Here is a 15,448-nt window from a genome sequence, read left to right on the forward strand (position 1 = left end):
CCCGCGTTCAGCATAACCCGGCAGGAATCCACTTAAATCCAGCGGGGCGCTGTCCAAACAACCGGGGCCAGCTCTGAGCTTGTAGGTGTAGCTTCGATCCTCTTCAATCCAGGATACGGCGGGGCATATTGGAGTAGCGCTCTGCTCGATCATTTGCCCAACGATGTTCTCTCGTGGTGCAAAAGTCTTGGCAACTACGCCCAACAAATCGGGTATTTCGGACCACTTAGTGTCGACATCGTTAGAGCCAAAGAGGTTGGGTTCTTTGCATGTGAGGTAAACGGGCGCCACGGAGGCTTCTCTTCAATCAGGGCCGTATCAAGCGCGCTAGGATTGGAATGCGCTATCAAAAATGGAGCGCGTGTTGCTCTTTCCCGAAATTGCGTCTCCATTGCGCTTCGATTTCCCGACCTCATTGATCTGCTGCGGCGAAAGCAGCTTCACTATAGGCCTGCCGATAGACGGGGCGCAATTGTGATGGTGGAGGGCCATCAAGATGCCGGACCCTACGACTTTGTAATTTTCGGAAGAGATCTGGAAGAGCTTCAAGGTATCGAGCGTGAACTCGCTCAACTGTCGCATGCGAAAAACTGACGACGACGGCAGCATCACTGTGGGCAGGGGCGGTCATGGATAATCGATGCGAAAGCTTTGACGAAGAAGTGGGAGAGCTGCTGTACTTGGAGGAGCAACGCCAATTAAGCCAGCTGAGCTTAGTCGCTTCTGAAAACTATTCCTCTCCCAGAGTCAGGGAGTTCGAAGGCAGCATATTTGCCGACAAGAATGCGGAGGGGTATCCGGGAAGCCGTTGTGTGTCAGGCTGCGAGTATGCTGACAAACTAGAGCGGCTGGCAATCGAGAGAGCAAAATCCGCGTTCGCATGCGAACACGCGAATGTGCAAGCGATGAGCGCTACCATCGCAAATTTCGCAGTAATGAACGGCCTTTTTCAGCCTCAAGACAGGCTGATGGCGATGCGGCTTCAAGATGGCGGCCATTTGAGTCACGGTGCTTCATTCCATGCGAGCGGTCAAAACTTTCGGTGGTGCTTCTATGGAGTGTCAAAGAGCGACGAGCAACTGAACTATGATGCGGTGCGTTCGATCGCGCTCGAGAATCGACCCGTAGCAATCATCTGTGGCGGTTCTTCATATCCACGCTTGTTTGATTATGGGAAGATGCATGAGATCGCACGTGAGATTGACGCGCTTCTTTGGGTGGATCTAGCGCATACCGCGGGTCTCGTTGCTGGCCGCGCCGTTCCGTCTCCCTTCCCTCACGCCGACATTGTAACAACTTCGACACATAAGACACTCCGAGGCCCGCGGGGCGGCGGACTTATTTTGTGCAAAAAGCGTTTAGGCAAGGCGATCGACCGTGCCATATTTCCCGGACTGCAAGGGGCGCCTAAAATGGACCTGATTGCGGCAAGAGCCGCATTGTTAGCTGAGGTGCAAACGTCCTCTTTTCAGAGGTATGCCGGAAAGGTGTTGAGAAACGCCAAGGCGTTGGAGGCTGGCTTGCTTGAGACGGGCGCTACACTCGTTTCCGGAGGTACTTCGTCGCACTTATTGCTTCTCAGTCTGATGAGTTGGGATATGAGCGGTCGTCAACTTGAAGCGGCGTTATCGGCAGCCCAGGTCATCGCCAATAGGAATCCGATTCCCTTCGACAACCGTCCGCCATCAGAAGCAAGTGGACTGAGAATCGGTAGCGCCGCTCTCACGACGAGAGGCTTTGATGAAGCGCAGTTCGTTCGGCTCGGGAAGTTGATTGGAAATGTGATTACTTCGACCAATAAGCATAACGGTATTGCTAACTTGAGCGCTTTCGTTAAGGAAAACACAAAGGGGCTGCCTTTGTTCAATGAGAAGTGGTTGGCGTAGATAGACTCAATTCACGTTGAAGTGTCTATCTTGTCGGTGTCTTCCGCGACAGCGACTTTCAACCTGATCAGAGGTCAGTGTCATTTCCGTATCACTCTTTCTGCCAGACAGGCCGAAGACCCGACCAGGATAAGTCCGGTACCAAGCCACATCATAGGAGTTGGAGTGATGCCAAAGCAGACCAGATCGACCAGTAAACTTGCTGGCAGACGGACGAAGTCGAGTGGAGCGGCGCGCGCGAGGCGGACGAGAGCATAACCGCGCCCCAGCGCGATCTGTAACAGTGCGGCCAACCCCGCAATAAGCAACAGTAACGGCCAATCAGCGGGTGCCGGCCAAACCCACACAGGGATTGCAAAAGGCAGGCCGATCACAGAGCTCCAAAGCATAAAGTATAGGGCCATCTGTTCGGGAGCATCGACGCTGGCTATGCGCCGTATCATCATGACAGCGAGACTGTCGAGGGCTGCGCCAATCAAGCCAATGACAATCCATGTGTCTGCGCTGCTGATGGTCGGTTGAACTATGGCAAGCATGCCGAAGAGCCCGAGAATCAGTCCAAAGGCCGTCGCGATGTTCTGCCGCTCCTTCAGTACCAGCGCCGACAAGAGCAAGGACCAGATGGGTGACGTGTAGAGTATTGAGGCAGCTACCGTTAGGGGAAGCTTCGATGCACAAGCGACGAATGCCAGAAATCCCGTATAGCCAAATACAGATCTGAAAAAATGTTCTTTCGAAAAAAGGAGGCGGGAGTCGAAGCGGACGTGTTTAGGGAGAATAAGGAAGATGATTGGGATCGACAGGACGCTACGCAGAACAGTCACCTGCAAGGGGGAAATCGTCTGCGTTACAACCTTGATAGCCGAAGACATAGTAACGAAGATCAGGCTGGCGAAAGCAACATGGGCCATGCCGCTTAGTTCGGCATCGCGGTTCATCCGCGCTCTCCTTAGGGATCTGGAAGGTGAACACCTGATGGGTCTTATGGCAGGGCTCTCTGACCCAGGCAGGAATCTGTAGGTCGCGGTCGCTCATAGAGAGGGGGGCAGGACGAGATTGTCCGAAGACACTTCGTGCAGTCACCGATGGTCAATTTGTATGCGTCAAATGGCGGCCCGCGCCTTGAACCGGTCCGCGCGAGAAGCGGATGCTGGATTATATCAGCTAAGTGTGCCGTCCGGCACGACTGTGCATGATAGCGAGCAGCAACATGCGAGCGGTGCGTGCCAAGGATCGGGCCTGAGTCGGATTGGCAAAGATGCGCCAAGCGGATCTGTCGTTTCAGGGGGAGTGGTGCCGTGATCGTGCATGAAGGTCGGCGCACTGCAACTATTATCCCGTTTGAGCTCTGGCCTGGCATCTACCTTGCCAGATGCCCTCCATCTCGATCAACCACTAGGCATGCTAGTTGACGATGGCGCTGCGGCACAGTCCGTAACGGCGATGGATCAGGCTTGTGGACGCTCGAAGATCTTGCCGCCACGACTTGCCGAAGGAGAAATCCATTCTCTTTCTCCCGGCCAGAAGGAGCGGAGCCGAGGGATCCGTCTCCTCAAGTATCCTCAAGGGTTTCGTCCTCGCTATCCGTCTGAAGGATGGTTTGCGACAGGAGCTCGGCGGCTCTTTGAAGTGGAGGAATGAAGCGCTCAAGCTCTGCAAAGCTGACTCGGGCCGCGGGCACGGACACGCCGAGACAGGCGATCAGCTCTCGGTCCGGAGAAACGATAGGAACCGCACAGCCGACGACGCCCTTCACGTATTCCTCATTGGTCTTTGCCCACCCTCGATGGCGCGTCTCCTCGAGAAGCTTCAGGAGGGTCTCGCAATCCACGATGGTCTTATCAGTGTATTGCGTCAAAGCGAGTGAGCGGCATAGCTTTTCACGCGCTCTTTCGGGTAATCGGCTCATGTAGATCTTTCCGGTCGAGGTGCAGTGAAGCGGAGCTGCCTCGCCGGGATTGAATTGAAGCCCCTGTGGTTGGGACACGCGTACGCTGTCGACGTAAGTGACGAGATTGTCGCGCACGACACCGATCTCGCACTGTTCGCCGATCTCGCCGGCAACCGCGCGCAGCACCGCGTGCCGCCGCGCCGTGCGAAAAGCCGCGCCGATGACCTTGGCGGACAGCATAACCAACTGATTGCCTACCACGTAGCGCTTCGATCCAAGCGCTTTCTGAAGCAGGCCGCGTTCTTCCAGATTTCCGACAAGCCGATGCGCGGTTGGAACGGGTAACGAAAGGGCGTTCGCGATCTCTGCGACCGAGACGGCCTTTGTCTGATTAGCGACATGGCCAACTATGGCGAGCGCCCGGTCGAGGGGTCCTGCAGTGTTTTTCTGTTCCGCCATTGTGACCTCCATCTAAGATAATTATCAGATTTCGGAATTATTGCTACTGAAATATGAAAAAACGGCTTGGACCCTACGCGGGTTTGCTCATAACGTTGGCGTTGTCGGTCGTTGATCGGTTTTTGTGCATTGCACGAGCCCGGTTTGGATGACGACCAAGCCCGGGAATCGGCGGTGCGGGCGGCTATTTTGAAAGGGAGATTGGGAATGTCTCGTCATTACGACGTGGAAGCTGTGCGCAAGGAGTTTCCTGCAGCCGAAAGGATGGTCTACCTCGACTCCGGTTTTCAGGCGCCGCTCGCGCGTCCCGTAATGGCCGCCATCGAAACCTTTCTTCGTGAAGGCTTGGAGACCGCCGGACCGAAAGGTGTGTGGCTCGATCGGGTTGAGCAAACGCGTGCCAAAGTAGCCCGTTTCCTTGGGGTGTCGGCCGACGAAATTGCCTTTACGAAGAATACCTCGGAAAGCATGAACATCGCGGCGAACGCGTTGCCTCTGCGAGCCGGCGATAGCGTTTTGATGATCCATGGGGATCATCCAAACAACACCTATGCCTTTCTCAACTTGAAGAAGAAAGGGGTCGAGATCGACTTCCTTCCGATGACGGACGTCGTAAACGCCGACACGTTCCTTCCGCGCATCGACGAAAAGACCCGTGCGATCTCGCTGTCGCACGTCACCTTCCACGCCGGGCATCGCTTCGATATCAAGAGCATCGGCGCGCTTTGCGCGGACAAGAAGCTCTACTTCGTCGTCGACGTCATGCAAGCAATCGGAATCGTTCCAATCGATGCGAAGGCCACCCAGGCAACCTTCGTCGGCTCCGGGAGTCACAAGGGATTGCTCGTCCCCCAAGGTCTCGGGTTGCTTTATTGGAATAAGGCGTTGAAGGAACTGGAGCCTGCCTATCTTGCCGCTGCCAGTTTGGCGGAGATTCCTCACGACCTTATCGCTCGTCCCGACTGCCTGACGCCATCTCCCAGCGCGCGACGCTTCGAGCTGGGAAACTTCAATCTTCCCGCAGTTCACGCGCTCGGGGCTTCGCTTGACTTGATCGAGCAGATCGGCGTTGAGAACATTCAGAACCATTGCTTCGATCTGGGTGATCATCTCATCGCTCAACTGGACGAACTCGACGTTAGTCTCGTGGGTCCGCGTCAGCGGGAACATCGCTCGCCTCATATCTACGTCGTTGGTCTTCCCGCGGCAGAATGGCTCAGCTACTTCGAAGAGAACGGCGTGCGTGTTTCCCCCGAGCGCGACGGCATTCGCGTATCGTTCGGCATGTTCAACACCGCCGCCGATGTGGATCGTCTGGTGCATCTCATCCGCGGACGCCAGCTAAAAAAGTCATTCAGGGCCGCTTAGGATTTGGCATAGTTGGAGAAAACGCACGCGAAGCGGACGGCGGTCTTATCCCGTCCAAGGGTGAGTATTACGCCTTTCCGCTTACTGGCGTGCTGAAGGAGAAGGCCGCGTAATCAAGTGACGCGGTCGACTGGCACCGGCGCAACGCGCACGACGACCAGCCATGCGGAGCATGGTCGTTATGCGCACCTGCAATCGTGAGGCTCGCGATGTTCGGAGTTCTTCTTGAAAGGACCATGGATGGCCAGCGTTACATCGACTGGCTTCTTTCCGGTCTTGGTTGGACGTTGGCGCTTGCCTTCTTCGGCTGGTGGATTGCGTTCGCAATCGGAATCGCCGTCGGCATAGGGCGAACTGTACATAACCCCTTCTTCCGGGCTTTAGCACGATTGTACGTGGAGGTCTTTCGAAACATCCCCGTTCTCGTACAGATGTTTCTCTGGTACTTCGTCCTGCCCGAGCTTCTTCCAACTACCATGGGAGACTGGATAAAGCAGATACCGCCGCCTTGGGGATCTTTCTTTCCGGCCCTGTGGTGCCTCGGCCTCTACACCGCCGCGCGCATCGCAGAACAGGTTCGCGCTGGCATCGAAGCCTTGCCAAACGGGCAACACGAAGCGGCTGCCGCACTCGGCCTAAGCGGATATCTGATGTATCGTCATATCATCTTGCCGCAGGCACTTCGGCTCATTGTGCCAAGTCTGACAAGTGAGGTGATGGGCGTCTACAAAAATACGTCCGTTGCTCTAACCATCGGCTTGATGGAGCTGACCGCTCAGGCGCGCCAAATCAGCGATGCTACGTTCCAAACCTTCACGGCATTCGGCGCCGCCACTCTCATCTATCTTGCTTTGGCTCTGATCGCCTACCAGACGATGATGCTCATCGACAAAGCCGTGCGCATTCCCGGTACCGCACCGGGCAGGGAAGCCGTCGGATCAGATTTTGACGACATGAAGCTGGAGAGCCCCCTGCCTGGCAATATGGAGGTCGTGAAATGAACAGCCTCGATTTTTCGATTGTTGTGCAGGCGTGGCCCTATCTATGGTCAGGATTGTTGTTCTCGCTTTCCTTGACGGCGGCCGCCTTCCTGGTCGGGATGTTTCTTGGAACGCTCTTCGCCCTCGTGCAGCACTTTGAGCTCCGCATTCTGAGCCAGCTCGTGCGTAGCTATGTCGCCCTGATGCGATCGATTCCGCTCATTCTTGTCCTGTTTTGGTTCTTCTTCCTGGTACCCATCGTTCTGGGGTACCTCTCAGGCGGTGGCCGTCCGATTCCAGTCGGTGCCACCTATACGGCGTTCATCACGTTTGGCTTGTTCGAAGCCGCCTACTATTCGGAAATCATCCGCGTCGGGTTGCGTGCTGTGAACAAAGGACAATTCGAGGCTTGCCAGGCTCTCGCCCTGTCGACATTCGATACGTATCGTCATGTCGTCCTTCCGCAGGTGTTTCGGGTCGCCAGCCCGATCATACTGAGCCAGACTATTATTCTGTTTCAGGATACGTCCCTCGTTTACGTACTATCGCTCACTGATCTTCTTGGTGCGGCTTCGAAGCTGGCACAGCTCAATGGCCGCCTCGTCGAGATGTACCTCGCAGTGGCCGTTGTTTATCTCATCATAAGCTCCGCCGCGTCCCAATTTGTCGCCTGGCTCCGCAAGAACTCCGCAATTGCGGGCGCCCACCGATAGTCAATCGATTATCTGATGACCCGTTGTTCCTAGGGACTACAACCTGGAGATCAGTATGCAACAAGAGCGCACAGTTAGCCTGGGCGACCAGGCGTCGATGGTTGTCGTCGAGCACCTCGTCAAGCGGTTCGGCAGCTTCAATGCCCTGAGCGACATCAACCTCAACGTCGCCAAAGGAGAAAAGATCGTACTCTGCGGGCCATCGGGTTCGGGGAAGTCAACTCTCATCCGTTGCATCAATCATATCGAAAAGCCCGACGCCGGCCGTATAGTGGTCGATGGGATAGAGCTGACGGACCGAATTCGCGATATCAACAACGTTCGCTGTGAAGTCGGCATGGTCTTTCAGAGCTTCAACCTGTTTCCGCATCTCTCGGTGATCGAAAATTGCATGCTCGCTCCGATGAAGGTCAGGGGCCTTACTCAGGCTGAGGCGAATGACCGGGCGATGATGCTGCTGGGAAAAGTCCGGATCCACGATCAGGCCAAGAAATATCCCGCGCAATTGTCGGGCGGCCAGCAGCAACGTGTCGCTATAGCCCGTGCCTTGTGCATGCAGCCCAAGATCATGCTCTTCGACGAGCCGACTTCTGCCCTCGATCCGGAAATGGTCAAAGAGGTGCTCGAAACCATGGTTGAGCTCGCGCAGGACGGGATGACAATGGTCTGCGTCACGCACGAAATGGGTTTTGCGCGCGAAGTTGCGGATCGTGTGGTCTTCATGGATCGCGGTTCAATTGTGGAAGAGGGCGATCCGAGCACCTTCTTTCGCGCGCCGAACACGGAACGCGCGAAGGCCTTCCTCAATCAGATCATCCACTGAGGTCGCGGCCCGCACGGTCTTCCCCGAAAAGCCATGACAGAAATGAGAGTTTGATATGACTAGCGCATCGCCAACAGAGCGCATTGAAAGCGATTCCCTTGGGCCGGTGACGATCCCCCTCAAAGCTTACTATGGGCCGCAGACCGCGCGCGCGATCGAAAATTTCCCGATCTCTGGCATTCCGATCAACCACTTTCCCATATTCCTAAAGGCCTTGGCATTCGTGAAGATGGCCGCAGCCAGGGCAAATGCGAGCCTCGGAGATCTTGAGCAGAATAAGGCCGATGTAATCTGCGAGGTTTGCGGCGAAATAGCACGGGGAGTGCTGTGGAGAGAATTTCCGCTCGACGTCTTCCAGGGAGGAGCGGGAACGTCGACCAACATGAACATGAACGAGGTGATAGCAAACCGTGCCCTGGAAATCATGGGACTTCCGCGGGGACGATACGACGTCGTCCACCCCAACAATGACGTCAACCTGTCGCAGTCCACGAATGACATCTATCCGACCGCAATCCGGCTTGCGATATTGCTGTCCCACGGGCAGCTCCAGGCTGCACTTGAGCGCCTCGCGATTGCCTTTGAGGAGAAGGCAACTTGCTTCAGCGAAGTGATAAAGCTCGGCCGAACGCAATTGCAGGATGCCGTCCCAATGACTTTGGGGCAGGAATTCCAAGCCTTCGCGACGACCCTTCGCGAGGATGTCTCTCGACTCGGAGAGATCGCCTCATTCTTCCAGGAGATCAATCTTGGAGGCACAGCGATCGGTACCGGCATCAATAGCAATCCCGACTATCAGGCACTTGCCATTTCGGAACTTTGCGAGATATCGGGTCTCCCGCTCGTTGCGGCCGGCAACCTGATCGAAGCTTGTTGGGATACCGGAGCCTTCGTTTTGTTTTCCGGTATGCTCAAACGAACGGCGACTAAGCTGTCGAAGATCTGCAACGACCTAAGGCTACTTTCTAGTGGACCACGCGGAGGGCTAAACGAAATTAATCTGCCGCCGCTTCAGCCCGGCTCGTCCATCATGCCTGGCAAGGTCAATCCGGTGGTGCCGGAAGTCGTCAATCAGGTCGCATTCCAAATCATCGGCTACGATCTAACTATCACACTTGCTGCGGAAGCCGGGCAGCTCCAATTGAACGTCATGGAGCCTGTGATTGCGTACAATGTTCTCCATTCTCTCGAGCTGCTGATCAATGCGATCGAGGTGCTACGCACGAAGTGCGTCACCGGGATCACGCCAAACGAGCAAGTATGTCTTAGACACCTCGAGGCCAGCGCTGCGGTTGCGACAGCCCTCAGCCCAGCGATCGGTTATGAGCGTGCGGCCGAGCTGGCGAAGAAGGTGCTGATCTCGGGCAAGACAATCCGCGAAGTACTTGACGAGGAGCCGGGTCTTTCCCCGGATTTGATTGCCCAAACGACCGATCCGCGTCGACTTACCAGGCCGACGCGAGCGCGATTGGCATCATAGATCCCGAGCATGGATCAAAAGGAAGTACGAGTTAACGAATGCAGATCGTCGTCTTCCGAAGTCGGTCAAAAGAGCCGAGCCGCAGTCGGTTCGATCCATGGAATCGATCGAACTCGGATGTCCTCGCCAGATCATTCTGATCGGGAGCCGGAAGGAATGCTTAACGCCGCGCGTACCGGCGGCGTTTTCCGCCGAAACGTAGCCAAGATGAAAATTGGTGGCGGGCAATTCAAGGACCTCGGAGACGTACGAGGGGATTTTCGATACAGCCTGCCGCCTGACACGTGTCGTGGGCTGCCCGTCAAGCTCGGTGATCAGCGTGTCAGCTTCCACTTCTCCCTGACTTGGCCACCGCGCCGGCGGTGGCCGCTCTTTTCTTGAGCCGTGTAGACTTGGAGCTTGCGTAAGGAATTGACTTGCGAAAGCGGCTGTATCGCCAGCACACCTCGAGGTGAGACGTCGTGTGATCAGTCGGGTCCCGAAGCGCCGACGACACCAACGAAGGCATCGCCAGCTTCACCCCCGGTTCGACCAGGACTTGCGTCCCATTTGGCTCGGTCTCGACCATCCCAGCCTTGGTCGGCGCCGCGGTGCTCTAAACGTGCACCCTTTGTGCTGCGGGAAAGACGCTCGAAGTGAGTGCCGCCCGCGCGAAGGGGCCGACTGTGAACGATGAAAAGCACGGATTCCCAAAGTTTAGAAAATGCACATTGCATGGATTTCGTGTTTCCCGATTGAGCATGATCGCCGACGGGCGGAAGCATCTCACGAGTGGTGGTTAGGGCGGACCTGTCGAATTTGTGACGTCGCCCGTAATTAAATTATCATATTTCGGAATTAAAAAACTCGCAAACTGAAATTTATATGGTGCCAAACGGATCGTGAGGCCTATCATTTAGCCACGGCTGAGTGCTGCCCGGTTTATGTGCGGTGCGGAAATGAGCGGATGTTTTGCTTCCAGGTTCGGGCACTAGGCGTCTGCCGGCTGTTGGAAGGGGCAATCCTAGCGAGGCCTGATCGCGCGTGGGTCGCGTGGCAACGCACGCGTTGCCCAAGGCCAAAGACGCAAAAGCGCGGCTCATATGAATCAGAGGAATTCCATGGCTAAAATGTTTGCACTGCTTTCAGCGACTGTGATCACCGGAATAGCGATCTCCACGGCCCAGGCGGGGCCAACGCTTGACAACATCAAATCGAAAAGGGTGATCAGCATTGGTTACCGCGAGGCTTCGATACCTTTTTCCTATCTCGGCGCCGATCAGAAGCCTGTTGGTTTTTCGCTCGACCTTTGCGCGCACGTCGTCGACCGTCTGAAAGTTGATCTTGGCACTCCGGACATTCAGACGAAGCTCACGCCCGTCAACTCGTCAAACCGGATCCCACTTATCCAGAATGGCACGATCGACATCGAGTGCGGTGGCACTGCCAGCAGTAAGCAGCGTCTGGAACAGGTGTCATTCAGCGTTGCAACCTTCGCCAGTCAAACGGCTTGGCTCGCAAAGGCGTCAAGCGGGCTCAAGACACCGAAAGACCTGAAGGGAAAGACCGTTGTCGTAACTCAGGGTTCCGATGCTCTCGGCATTGCCAAAGGCATTTCGCAGGGAGACGACCTCAATCTTACTATCGCGCAAGCCAAAGATCATGCGGAATCATTACTGCTGCTTACGACCGGCCGTGTGGCGGCGTGGGTGGAAGCTGACATTCTCTTGGCCGGCATGAAGGCGGATTATTCGAAACCAGCTGACCTCATCTTTCTAAAAGCTAACTACGGTACCGTTTATTACTATGGTCTGATGTTCTCGAAGGACGATCCCGACTTCAAAAGGATAGTTGACGACGTTCTCTCCAAACTCATGGCCTCCGGCGAGTTCATCAAAATCTACGACAAATGGTTCGTAGCTGCGATCCCGCCGAAAAACATCAATCTGAATTTCCCAATGACCGATGCGCTTAAAGAGCGCGTTGCCCACCCTAGTGATGTCGTCAATTACTGAGCTTGCCCGCGACGACGCGAAGCCGTCACGGCGGTACGACGTCAACACCGGACCGACAGAATGGTCCAATGCTCGGTGCGATCGTGAATGCAGACGCAAGCAACTGTCGTCACCAAAAAGGAGCGCGAAATGAGAAGCGGAGCGGTTGGCTGGGAGTCGATGACAGACGCAGATCGACAAATCGCGCAATGGGTCGAGGAGACGCCATTTGTGGACACCCATGAACATCTGATCGAGGAAAGTCAGCGCCTTTCCGGAGCGATCCATCCACGAACATTACCATGCAACGACTGGGCCTATCTATTCAGATCCTATGCTGCCGAGGATCTGGTGGTTGCAGGCCTGCCAGCTTCCGACCTACGAGCGTTTCTCGGGCCGGACCTTACGAGCCAGGAAAAATATCGGCTGATCGCCCCCTATTGGGAACGCATCCGCCATACCGGCTACGCCCAGGCGCTGCGCCATACGTTTCGTGGCGTTTACGGTGAAGAGGACCTGACCGCCGAAAGCCTGCCCCGCATCGCCGAGAAATACCGTGAAACCGTTCAGCCGGGTTTTTACGCACGCATTCTGGACCTGGCAAACATCAAAGGCTGCCACGTCAATTCGCTACAGCGCATCTTTATGGAGACCGAGCAGCCGGATTTGCTCGACCACGACATAAGCATCCTTCAATTGTGCCGGTGTAGTGCTGCTGACTTTGCGTGGGTGGAAGCCGAAACGGGTAGACGCCCGACGACGCTCGATGAATGGCTCGAGGTTGTCGACTTCTATTTCGCAACATACGGCCGCAAAGCCGTGGCTGTGAAATCGCAAATTGCCTACTCGCGCGCCCTCGATTTCGAGCCGGTCACCAAGGCGCATGCCGCAAGACTATTCCCCCACCATGCCGACAGAGTAGGCGCATTGCACGCCCTTGGTCCTGGGGACCTCAAGGCGCTGCAAGACTATCTATTTCGCTATTGCGTCGGCAAAGCTGGCGAGTACGGCTTGCCGGTCAAACTGCACACAGGCGTGTTGGCTGGCTACGGCGTGATGCAACTCGCCCGCACTCGCAGCAATGCCGCAGACGTTTGCCGTCTGCTGCAGGATTTTCCCGAAACCCGATTCGTACTCATGCACATCGGCTACCCATACGAGCACGAGTTTATCGCGCTGGCCAAACATTATCCTAACGCTGCGATCGACATGTGCTGGGCATGGATCATTAATCCGGTGGCGGGCGTTCGCTTTTTGAAGGAGTTCTTGATGGCGGTTCCGTCCAACAAGATCTTCACCTTCGGCGGTGACTATGTTGCTGTCGAGCCCATTTATGGCCATGCGTGCGTAGCGCGCCGTGGAATCGCACGAGCTGTCTCGCAATTGGTCGCCGAAGGCTGGATCGAGCTTGAGGACACCCGTGACCTGATTGACCGGATCATGCGCGGCAACGCACTTCAGTTCTTTCGGAAAGCGCATCGGGAGGATACGACGCAGCCGTGAACGCGGACAACCGCCTTGAGGTTTGTCGACGTCCAAGACCGTCAATGATACGAAGGCGGTCGGCGCGCCCACGGCATCGAGCATGCTTAAGCGGCCGGTGCCGCTTTCCCGTGATTGGCGCCTCGATGCCCGGAGAGTTAAGCGAGTAAAGAAGACCGGAGCCGACACCTATCGAATCTTCCATGCCTTCATGCCGTTGGACAATTCTCTTCGCCCGCGCCTGGATCTAGTGGTGAATTCGCCTCAGGGTTGGAGCTATTATGCAATGCCATACGATCGGATAGACGCTCGCATCCTCGAAATGGTGCAAAAGAACAATCGTCTGACCTCCGAGGTGATCGGCGAAATAGCGGGGCTTTCTGCAACCGCGTGCCAACGCCGGTTGAAGAGGCTGCGCTCGGAAGGCATCATCGAGGCAGATATCTCGATCGTTTCGCCGAAGGCCGTTGGAAGACCCATCCAGATGCTTGTACTTGTGACTATGGAGCGGGAGCGTTGTGATATCATTGATAGGTTTAAGAAGGCCATCAAATCGTCAGCTGAAGTCGTCAATGGCTTCTACGTTACCGGTGATGCTGACTTTATTCTATACGTGACCGCGCGTACCATGGAGGACTACGAGCAATTCACCAGAAGCTTCTTCTACAAGAATCCGGACATCAAATGCTTCAAGACGCTGGTCGTTATGGATCGGGTAAAGGCTGGCTTTGCTGTTCCCGTTGAGGTGCCTGCCTGTGATAGACCAACCAATCGTTGATTGGGTGTTTCGATCCAGCAGATCCACTAACAATTGCGCACAGCCGGCGTCTCACTCAGAGGAGGTCCGAGCCATCTTTGCTATCTCCGAATTCCATGCGTTTCCAGTCAGTGTAACTATAGGCTCCTGACCAATGATGGACGGGCTTCCCGCAACGCATGCAGACAAAAAGGCCCGAGCTCTTCAAAGGAGCGGATGCCGGCTCCTGAACCGCAGAATAACTGGTGCCGCAGCCCTGGCATGAAAAATAGACGATCATCGGTCTTCCTGGGTGGATCCACGCGCCCTAGGCTGCGTGGTCGGCATGATGCCAGAGCTCGATGCTCTTGAGGCTCAGATCACCATAGAACCGCTTCGATGCCCGACGGAAGCAGTTCCTAGCGGCCTCCAGATCAGTTGCACCCCGCCGCTATATGGTGGGACGGGTAGCGCCACTGACGGCATAGGTCCAGAACGCCGGACTGCGCTCAGTCGCCAACCTGATCCGGCGGCCCTCCGGTCTTCGTGGATCACCACGAACTCATTTTCGATCGGGCGCCGGCCATTCGGTGAGAGGGAGCAAAGCACATACGATCGATGATCGCGGCAGTGGCACGCGGAGAGAAGCTGTAGAGATGGGTCTAGGTTATCAAGTGGACTGCCATGAACGAGTCAATTCGCCAAACGCTATCCTGGCCGGCCTTGGTGGCGTCGGTGGTTTTGCCGAACTCACCACCGTTTCGCGCGACGGCGTCACTCAGCGCATCATCGATCGCTGGCCAGGGGACGAAATCGGCGGACCGCTGCATCCTGTTCCGAACGACTGGACCGCTTGGCGTCGGCTGAATCCTGCGCCTAGATAGAGTCGATTGAAACGCAAAATAGCTGAGCGCAGGGCGCATAAGATGGCGCTTTCATTCTGACGTCAGCTCTCTGATTGCGTCTCGGCCTTAATCGCGCTACGTTTTGCGAATGACGAAAGAAGCCGTCGAACTAGCGCTGAATCAGTCGTGGTCGACGTTGCTCTTGGTCGCTTGTGGTTACGTCGCATACTATATTGCGAACGTTGGAATTAGAGATCACCACAAGCCGGCCGACGTCACCTTTTCGATCTTAGTTTTTGCTTTCGTCTCCGCTTTTGCATTCTATTCTGGCCGGTGGGTTCTCAATCTTTCCCTGGTAGTCTCATCAGGCATCACGTTCCTTTTTGCGCTGGCTGCTGGCGCCTCGTGGAGAGTGCTCGGGCGGCCTCGCTTTGAACGCATGCTGCGAGCAACGCGCATCAGTCATTCGGACGATCTACCAAGCGCTTGGATGGCACTTCATGGAGAACGATGTGTGGCGACTCAACTAGTCGTTCAGTTGAAGGATGGGACTTGGCTGATGTGCGACAACCTTTCGAGATTTCAGGCGAGCCCGAATGGTCCCTGCGTATTGGGCGCAAAAGGCGATATCTTAATGTATGTCACCGACAAACTTACCGACAAACAAAGCAAACGCGGCGTAGGGTTCGTTCCAGTAGCAGATCCCATTGACGCAAGTTGGGGGCACGAGATTACGTAGTCGTCCGTTAAGAAGCCGATTGCAGCGGTGAACGGTCGCTGATGGCTGCGATGAGGGTGGCCAGGAAGAGGCG

Annotated in this window: 14 protein-coding genes; 11 read left to right on the plus strand and 3 right to left on the minus strand. The window is 55.8% G+C overall.

Translation table 11 applies throughout. From position 1 onward, the window contains the following. Window positions 1-291, minus strand: a 291-nt coding sequence (locus QJT82_RS43280; RefSeq protein ID WP_281446705.1) for a hypothetical protein, incomplete at its 3' end; no start/stop codon positions are given. Window positions 292-629: 338 nt separating this feature from the next. Here QJT82_RS43280 and QJT82_RS43285 point away from each other — a divergent pair. Then, window positions 630-1,886 carry a serine hydroxymethyltransferase gene (locus tag QJT82_RS43285; RefSeq protein WP_018269983.1) on the plus strand — a complete coding sequence of 419 codons (1,257 nt, stop codon included), beginning with the start codon at window positions 630-632 and terminating at the stop codon, window positions 1,884-1,886. Window positions 1,887-1,966: 80 nt separating this feature from the next. On the opposite strand, the gene QJT82_RS43290 is transcribed toward QJT82_RS43285, so the two are convergent. Next, on the minus strand, window positions 1,967-2,824 hold the full coding sequence (locus QJT82_RS43290; protein ID WP_018269984.1) for a DMT family transporter: 858 nt from the start codon (window positions 2,822-2,824) through the stop codon (window positions 1,967-1,969). Between the two features lie 614 nt (window positions 2,825-3,438). Continuing rightward, window positions 3,439-4,236: an IclR family transcriptional regulator gene (locus QJT82_RS43295; RefSeq protein ID WP_026192335.1), complete on the minus strand. Its 798-nt coding sequence runs from the start codon at window positions 4,234-4,236 to the stop codon at window positions 3,439-3,441. Window positions 4,237-4,443: 207 nt separating this feature from the next. On the opposite strand from QJT82_RS43295, the gene QJT82_RS43300 reads away from it, so the two are divergent. The 10 genes from QJT82_RS43300 to QJT82_RS43345 all read left to right on the plus strand — a co-directional run bounded on the left by QJT82_RS43300 (window position 4,444) and on the right by QJT82_RS43345 (window position 15,375). After that, window positions 4,444-5,604: an aminotransferase class V-fold PLP-dependent enzyme gene (locus QJT82_RS43300; protein ID WP_080583579.1), complete on the plus strand. Its 1,161-nt coding sequence runs from the start codon at window positions 4,444-4,446 to the stop codon at window positions 5,602-5,604. Between the two features lie 209 nt (window positions 5,605-5,813). Next, window positions 5,814-6,605 (plus strand): amino acid ABC transporter permease, encoded by a 792-nt coding sequence (locus QJT82_RS43305; RefSeq protein ID WP_018269987.1) that lies wholly within the window; start codon window positions 5,814-5,816, stop codon window positions 6,603-6,605. Next, window positions 6,602-7,297, plus strand: a complete 696-nt coding sequence (locus tag QJT82_RS43310; RefSeq protein ID WP_018269988.1) for an amino acid ABC transporter permease — start codon at window positions 6,602-6,604, stop codon at window positions 7,295-7,297. Before QJT82_RS43305 ends, QJT82_RS43310 begins: the two co-directional genes overlap by 4 nt. Window positions 7,298-7,352: 55 nt before the next feature. Next, window positions 7,353-8,120: an amino acid ABC transporter ATP-binding protein gene (locus QJT82_RS43315; RefSeq protein WP_018269989.1), complete on the plus strand. Its 768-nt coding sequence runs from the start codon at window positions 7,353-7,355 to the stop codon at window positions 8,118-8,120. A 55-nt stretch (window positions 8,121-8,175) separates the two neighbouring features. Further along, window positions 8,176-9,600 carry an aspartate ammonia-lyase gene (locus tag QJT82_RS43320; RefSeq protein WP_026192337.1) on the plus strand — a complete coding sequence of 475 codons (1,425 nt, stop codon included), beginning with the start codon at window positions 8,176-8,178 and terminating at the stop codon, window positions 9,598-9,600. A 1,100-nt stretch (window positions 9,601-10,700) separates the two neighbouring features. Next, entirely contained in the window at window positions 10,701-11,594 is an 894-nt protein-coding gene (locus QJT82_RS43325; protein WP_028343737.1) for an amino acid ABC transporter substrate-binding protein, read from the plus strand. An 87-nt stretch (window positions 11,595-11,681) separates the two neighbouring features. Further along, a complete protein-coding gene (locus QJT82_RS43330; RefSeq protein ID WP_028343736.1) occupies window positions 11,682-13,076 on the plus strand; it encodes an amidohydrolase family protein in 1,395 nt (464 codons plus the stop codon). 265 nt (window positions 13,077-13,341) lie between these two features. Continuing rightward, on the plus strand, window positions 13,342-13,833 hold the full coding sequence (locus tag QJT82_RS43335; protein ID WP_026192338.1) for an Lrp/AsnC family transcriptional regulator: 492 nt from the start codon (window positions 13,342-13,344) through the stop codon (window positions 13,831-13,833). Between the two features lie 614 nt (window positions 13,834-14,447). Beyond that, complete coding sequence (locus QJT82_RS43340) at window positions 14,448-14,675, plus strand: hypothetical protein (protein ID WP_155258721.1); 228 nt, start codon at window positions 14,448-14,450, stop codon at window positions 14,673-14,675. Between the two features lie 109 nt (window positions 14,676-14,784). Next, a complete protein-coding gene (locus QJT82_RS43345) occupies window positions 14,785-15,375 on the plus strand; it encodes a hypothetical protein (protein ID WP_051448095.1) in 591 nt (196 codons plus the stop codon). Window positions 15,376-15,448 lie beyond the last annotated feature (73 nt).

Origin of the sequence: Bradyrhizobium sp. Mp19 (genome assembly GCF_029952935.1) — a bacterium.
Taxonomy (GTDB): Bacteria; Pseudomonadota; Alphaproteobacteria; order Rhizobiales; family Xanthobacteraceae; genus Bradyrhizobium; species Bradyrhizobium elkanii.

What these genes read in the sequence shown, in the direction of transcription:
- QJT82_RS43310 (WP_018269988.1), top strand. Translation starts at nt 6,602, where the DNA reads ATGAACAGCCTCGATTTTTCGATTGTTGTGCAGGCGTGGCCCTATCTA.
- QJT82_RS43285 (WP_018269983.1), top strand. Translation starts at nt 630, where the DNA reads ATGGATAATCGATGCGAAAGCTTTGACGAAGAAGTGGGAGAGCTGCTG.
- QJT82_RS43345 (WP_051448095.1), top strand. Translation starts at nt 14,785, where the DNA reads ATGACGAAAGAAGCCGTCGAACTAGCGCTGAATCAGTCGTGGTCGACG.
- QJT82_RS43290 (WP_018269984.1), bottom strand. Translation starts at nt 2,824, where the DNA reads ATGAACCGCGATGCCGAACTAAGCGGCATGGCCCATGTTGCTTTCGCC.
- QJT82_RS43340 (WP_155258721.1), top strand. Translation starts at nt 14,448, where the DNA reads ATGGGTCTAGGTTATCAAGTGGACTGCCATGAACGAGTCAATTCGCCA.
- QJT82_RS43330 (WP_028343736.1), top strand. Translation starts at nt 11,682, where the DNA reads ATGCAGACGCAAGCAACTGTCGTCACCAAAAAGGAGCGCGAAATGAGA.
- QJT82_RS43305 (WP_018269987.1), top strand. Translation starts at nt 5,814, where the DNA reads ATGTTCGGAGTTCTTCTTGAAAGGACCATGGATGGCCAGCGTTACATC.
- QJT82_RS43295 (WP_026192335.1), bottom strand. Translation starts at nt 4,236, where the DNA reads ATGGCGGAACAGAAAAACACTGCAGGACCCCTCGACCGGGCGCTCGCC.
- QJT82_RS43335 (WP_026192338.1), top strand. Translation starts at nt 13,342, where the DNA reads ATGCCATACGATCGGATAGACGCTCGCATCCTCGAAATGGTGCAAAAG.
- QJT82_RS43300 (WP_080583579.1), top strand. Translation starts at nt 4,444, where the DNA reads ATGTCTCGTCATTACGACGTGGAAGCTGTGCGCAAGGAGTTTCCTGCA.
- QJT82_RS43315 (WP_018269989.1), top strand. Translation starts at nt 7,353, where the DNA reads ATGCAACAAGAGCGCACAGTTAGCCTGGGCGACCAGGCGTCGATGGTT.
- QJT82_RS43320 (WP_026192337.1), top strand. Translation starts at nt 8,176, where the DNA reads ATGACTAGCGCATCGCCAACAGAGCGCATTGAAAGCGATTCCCTTGGG.
- QJT82_RS43325 (WP_028343737.1), top strand. Translation starts at nt 10,701, where the DNA reads ATGGCTAAAATGTTTGCACTGCTTTCAGCGACTGTGATCACCGGAATA.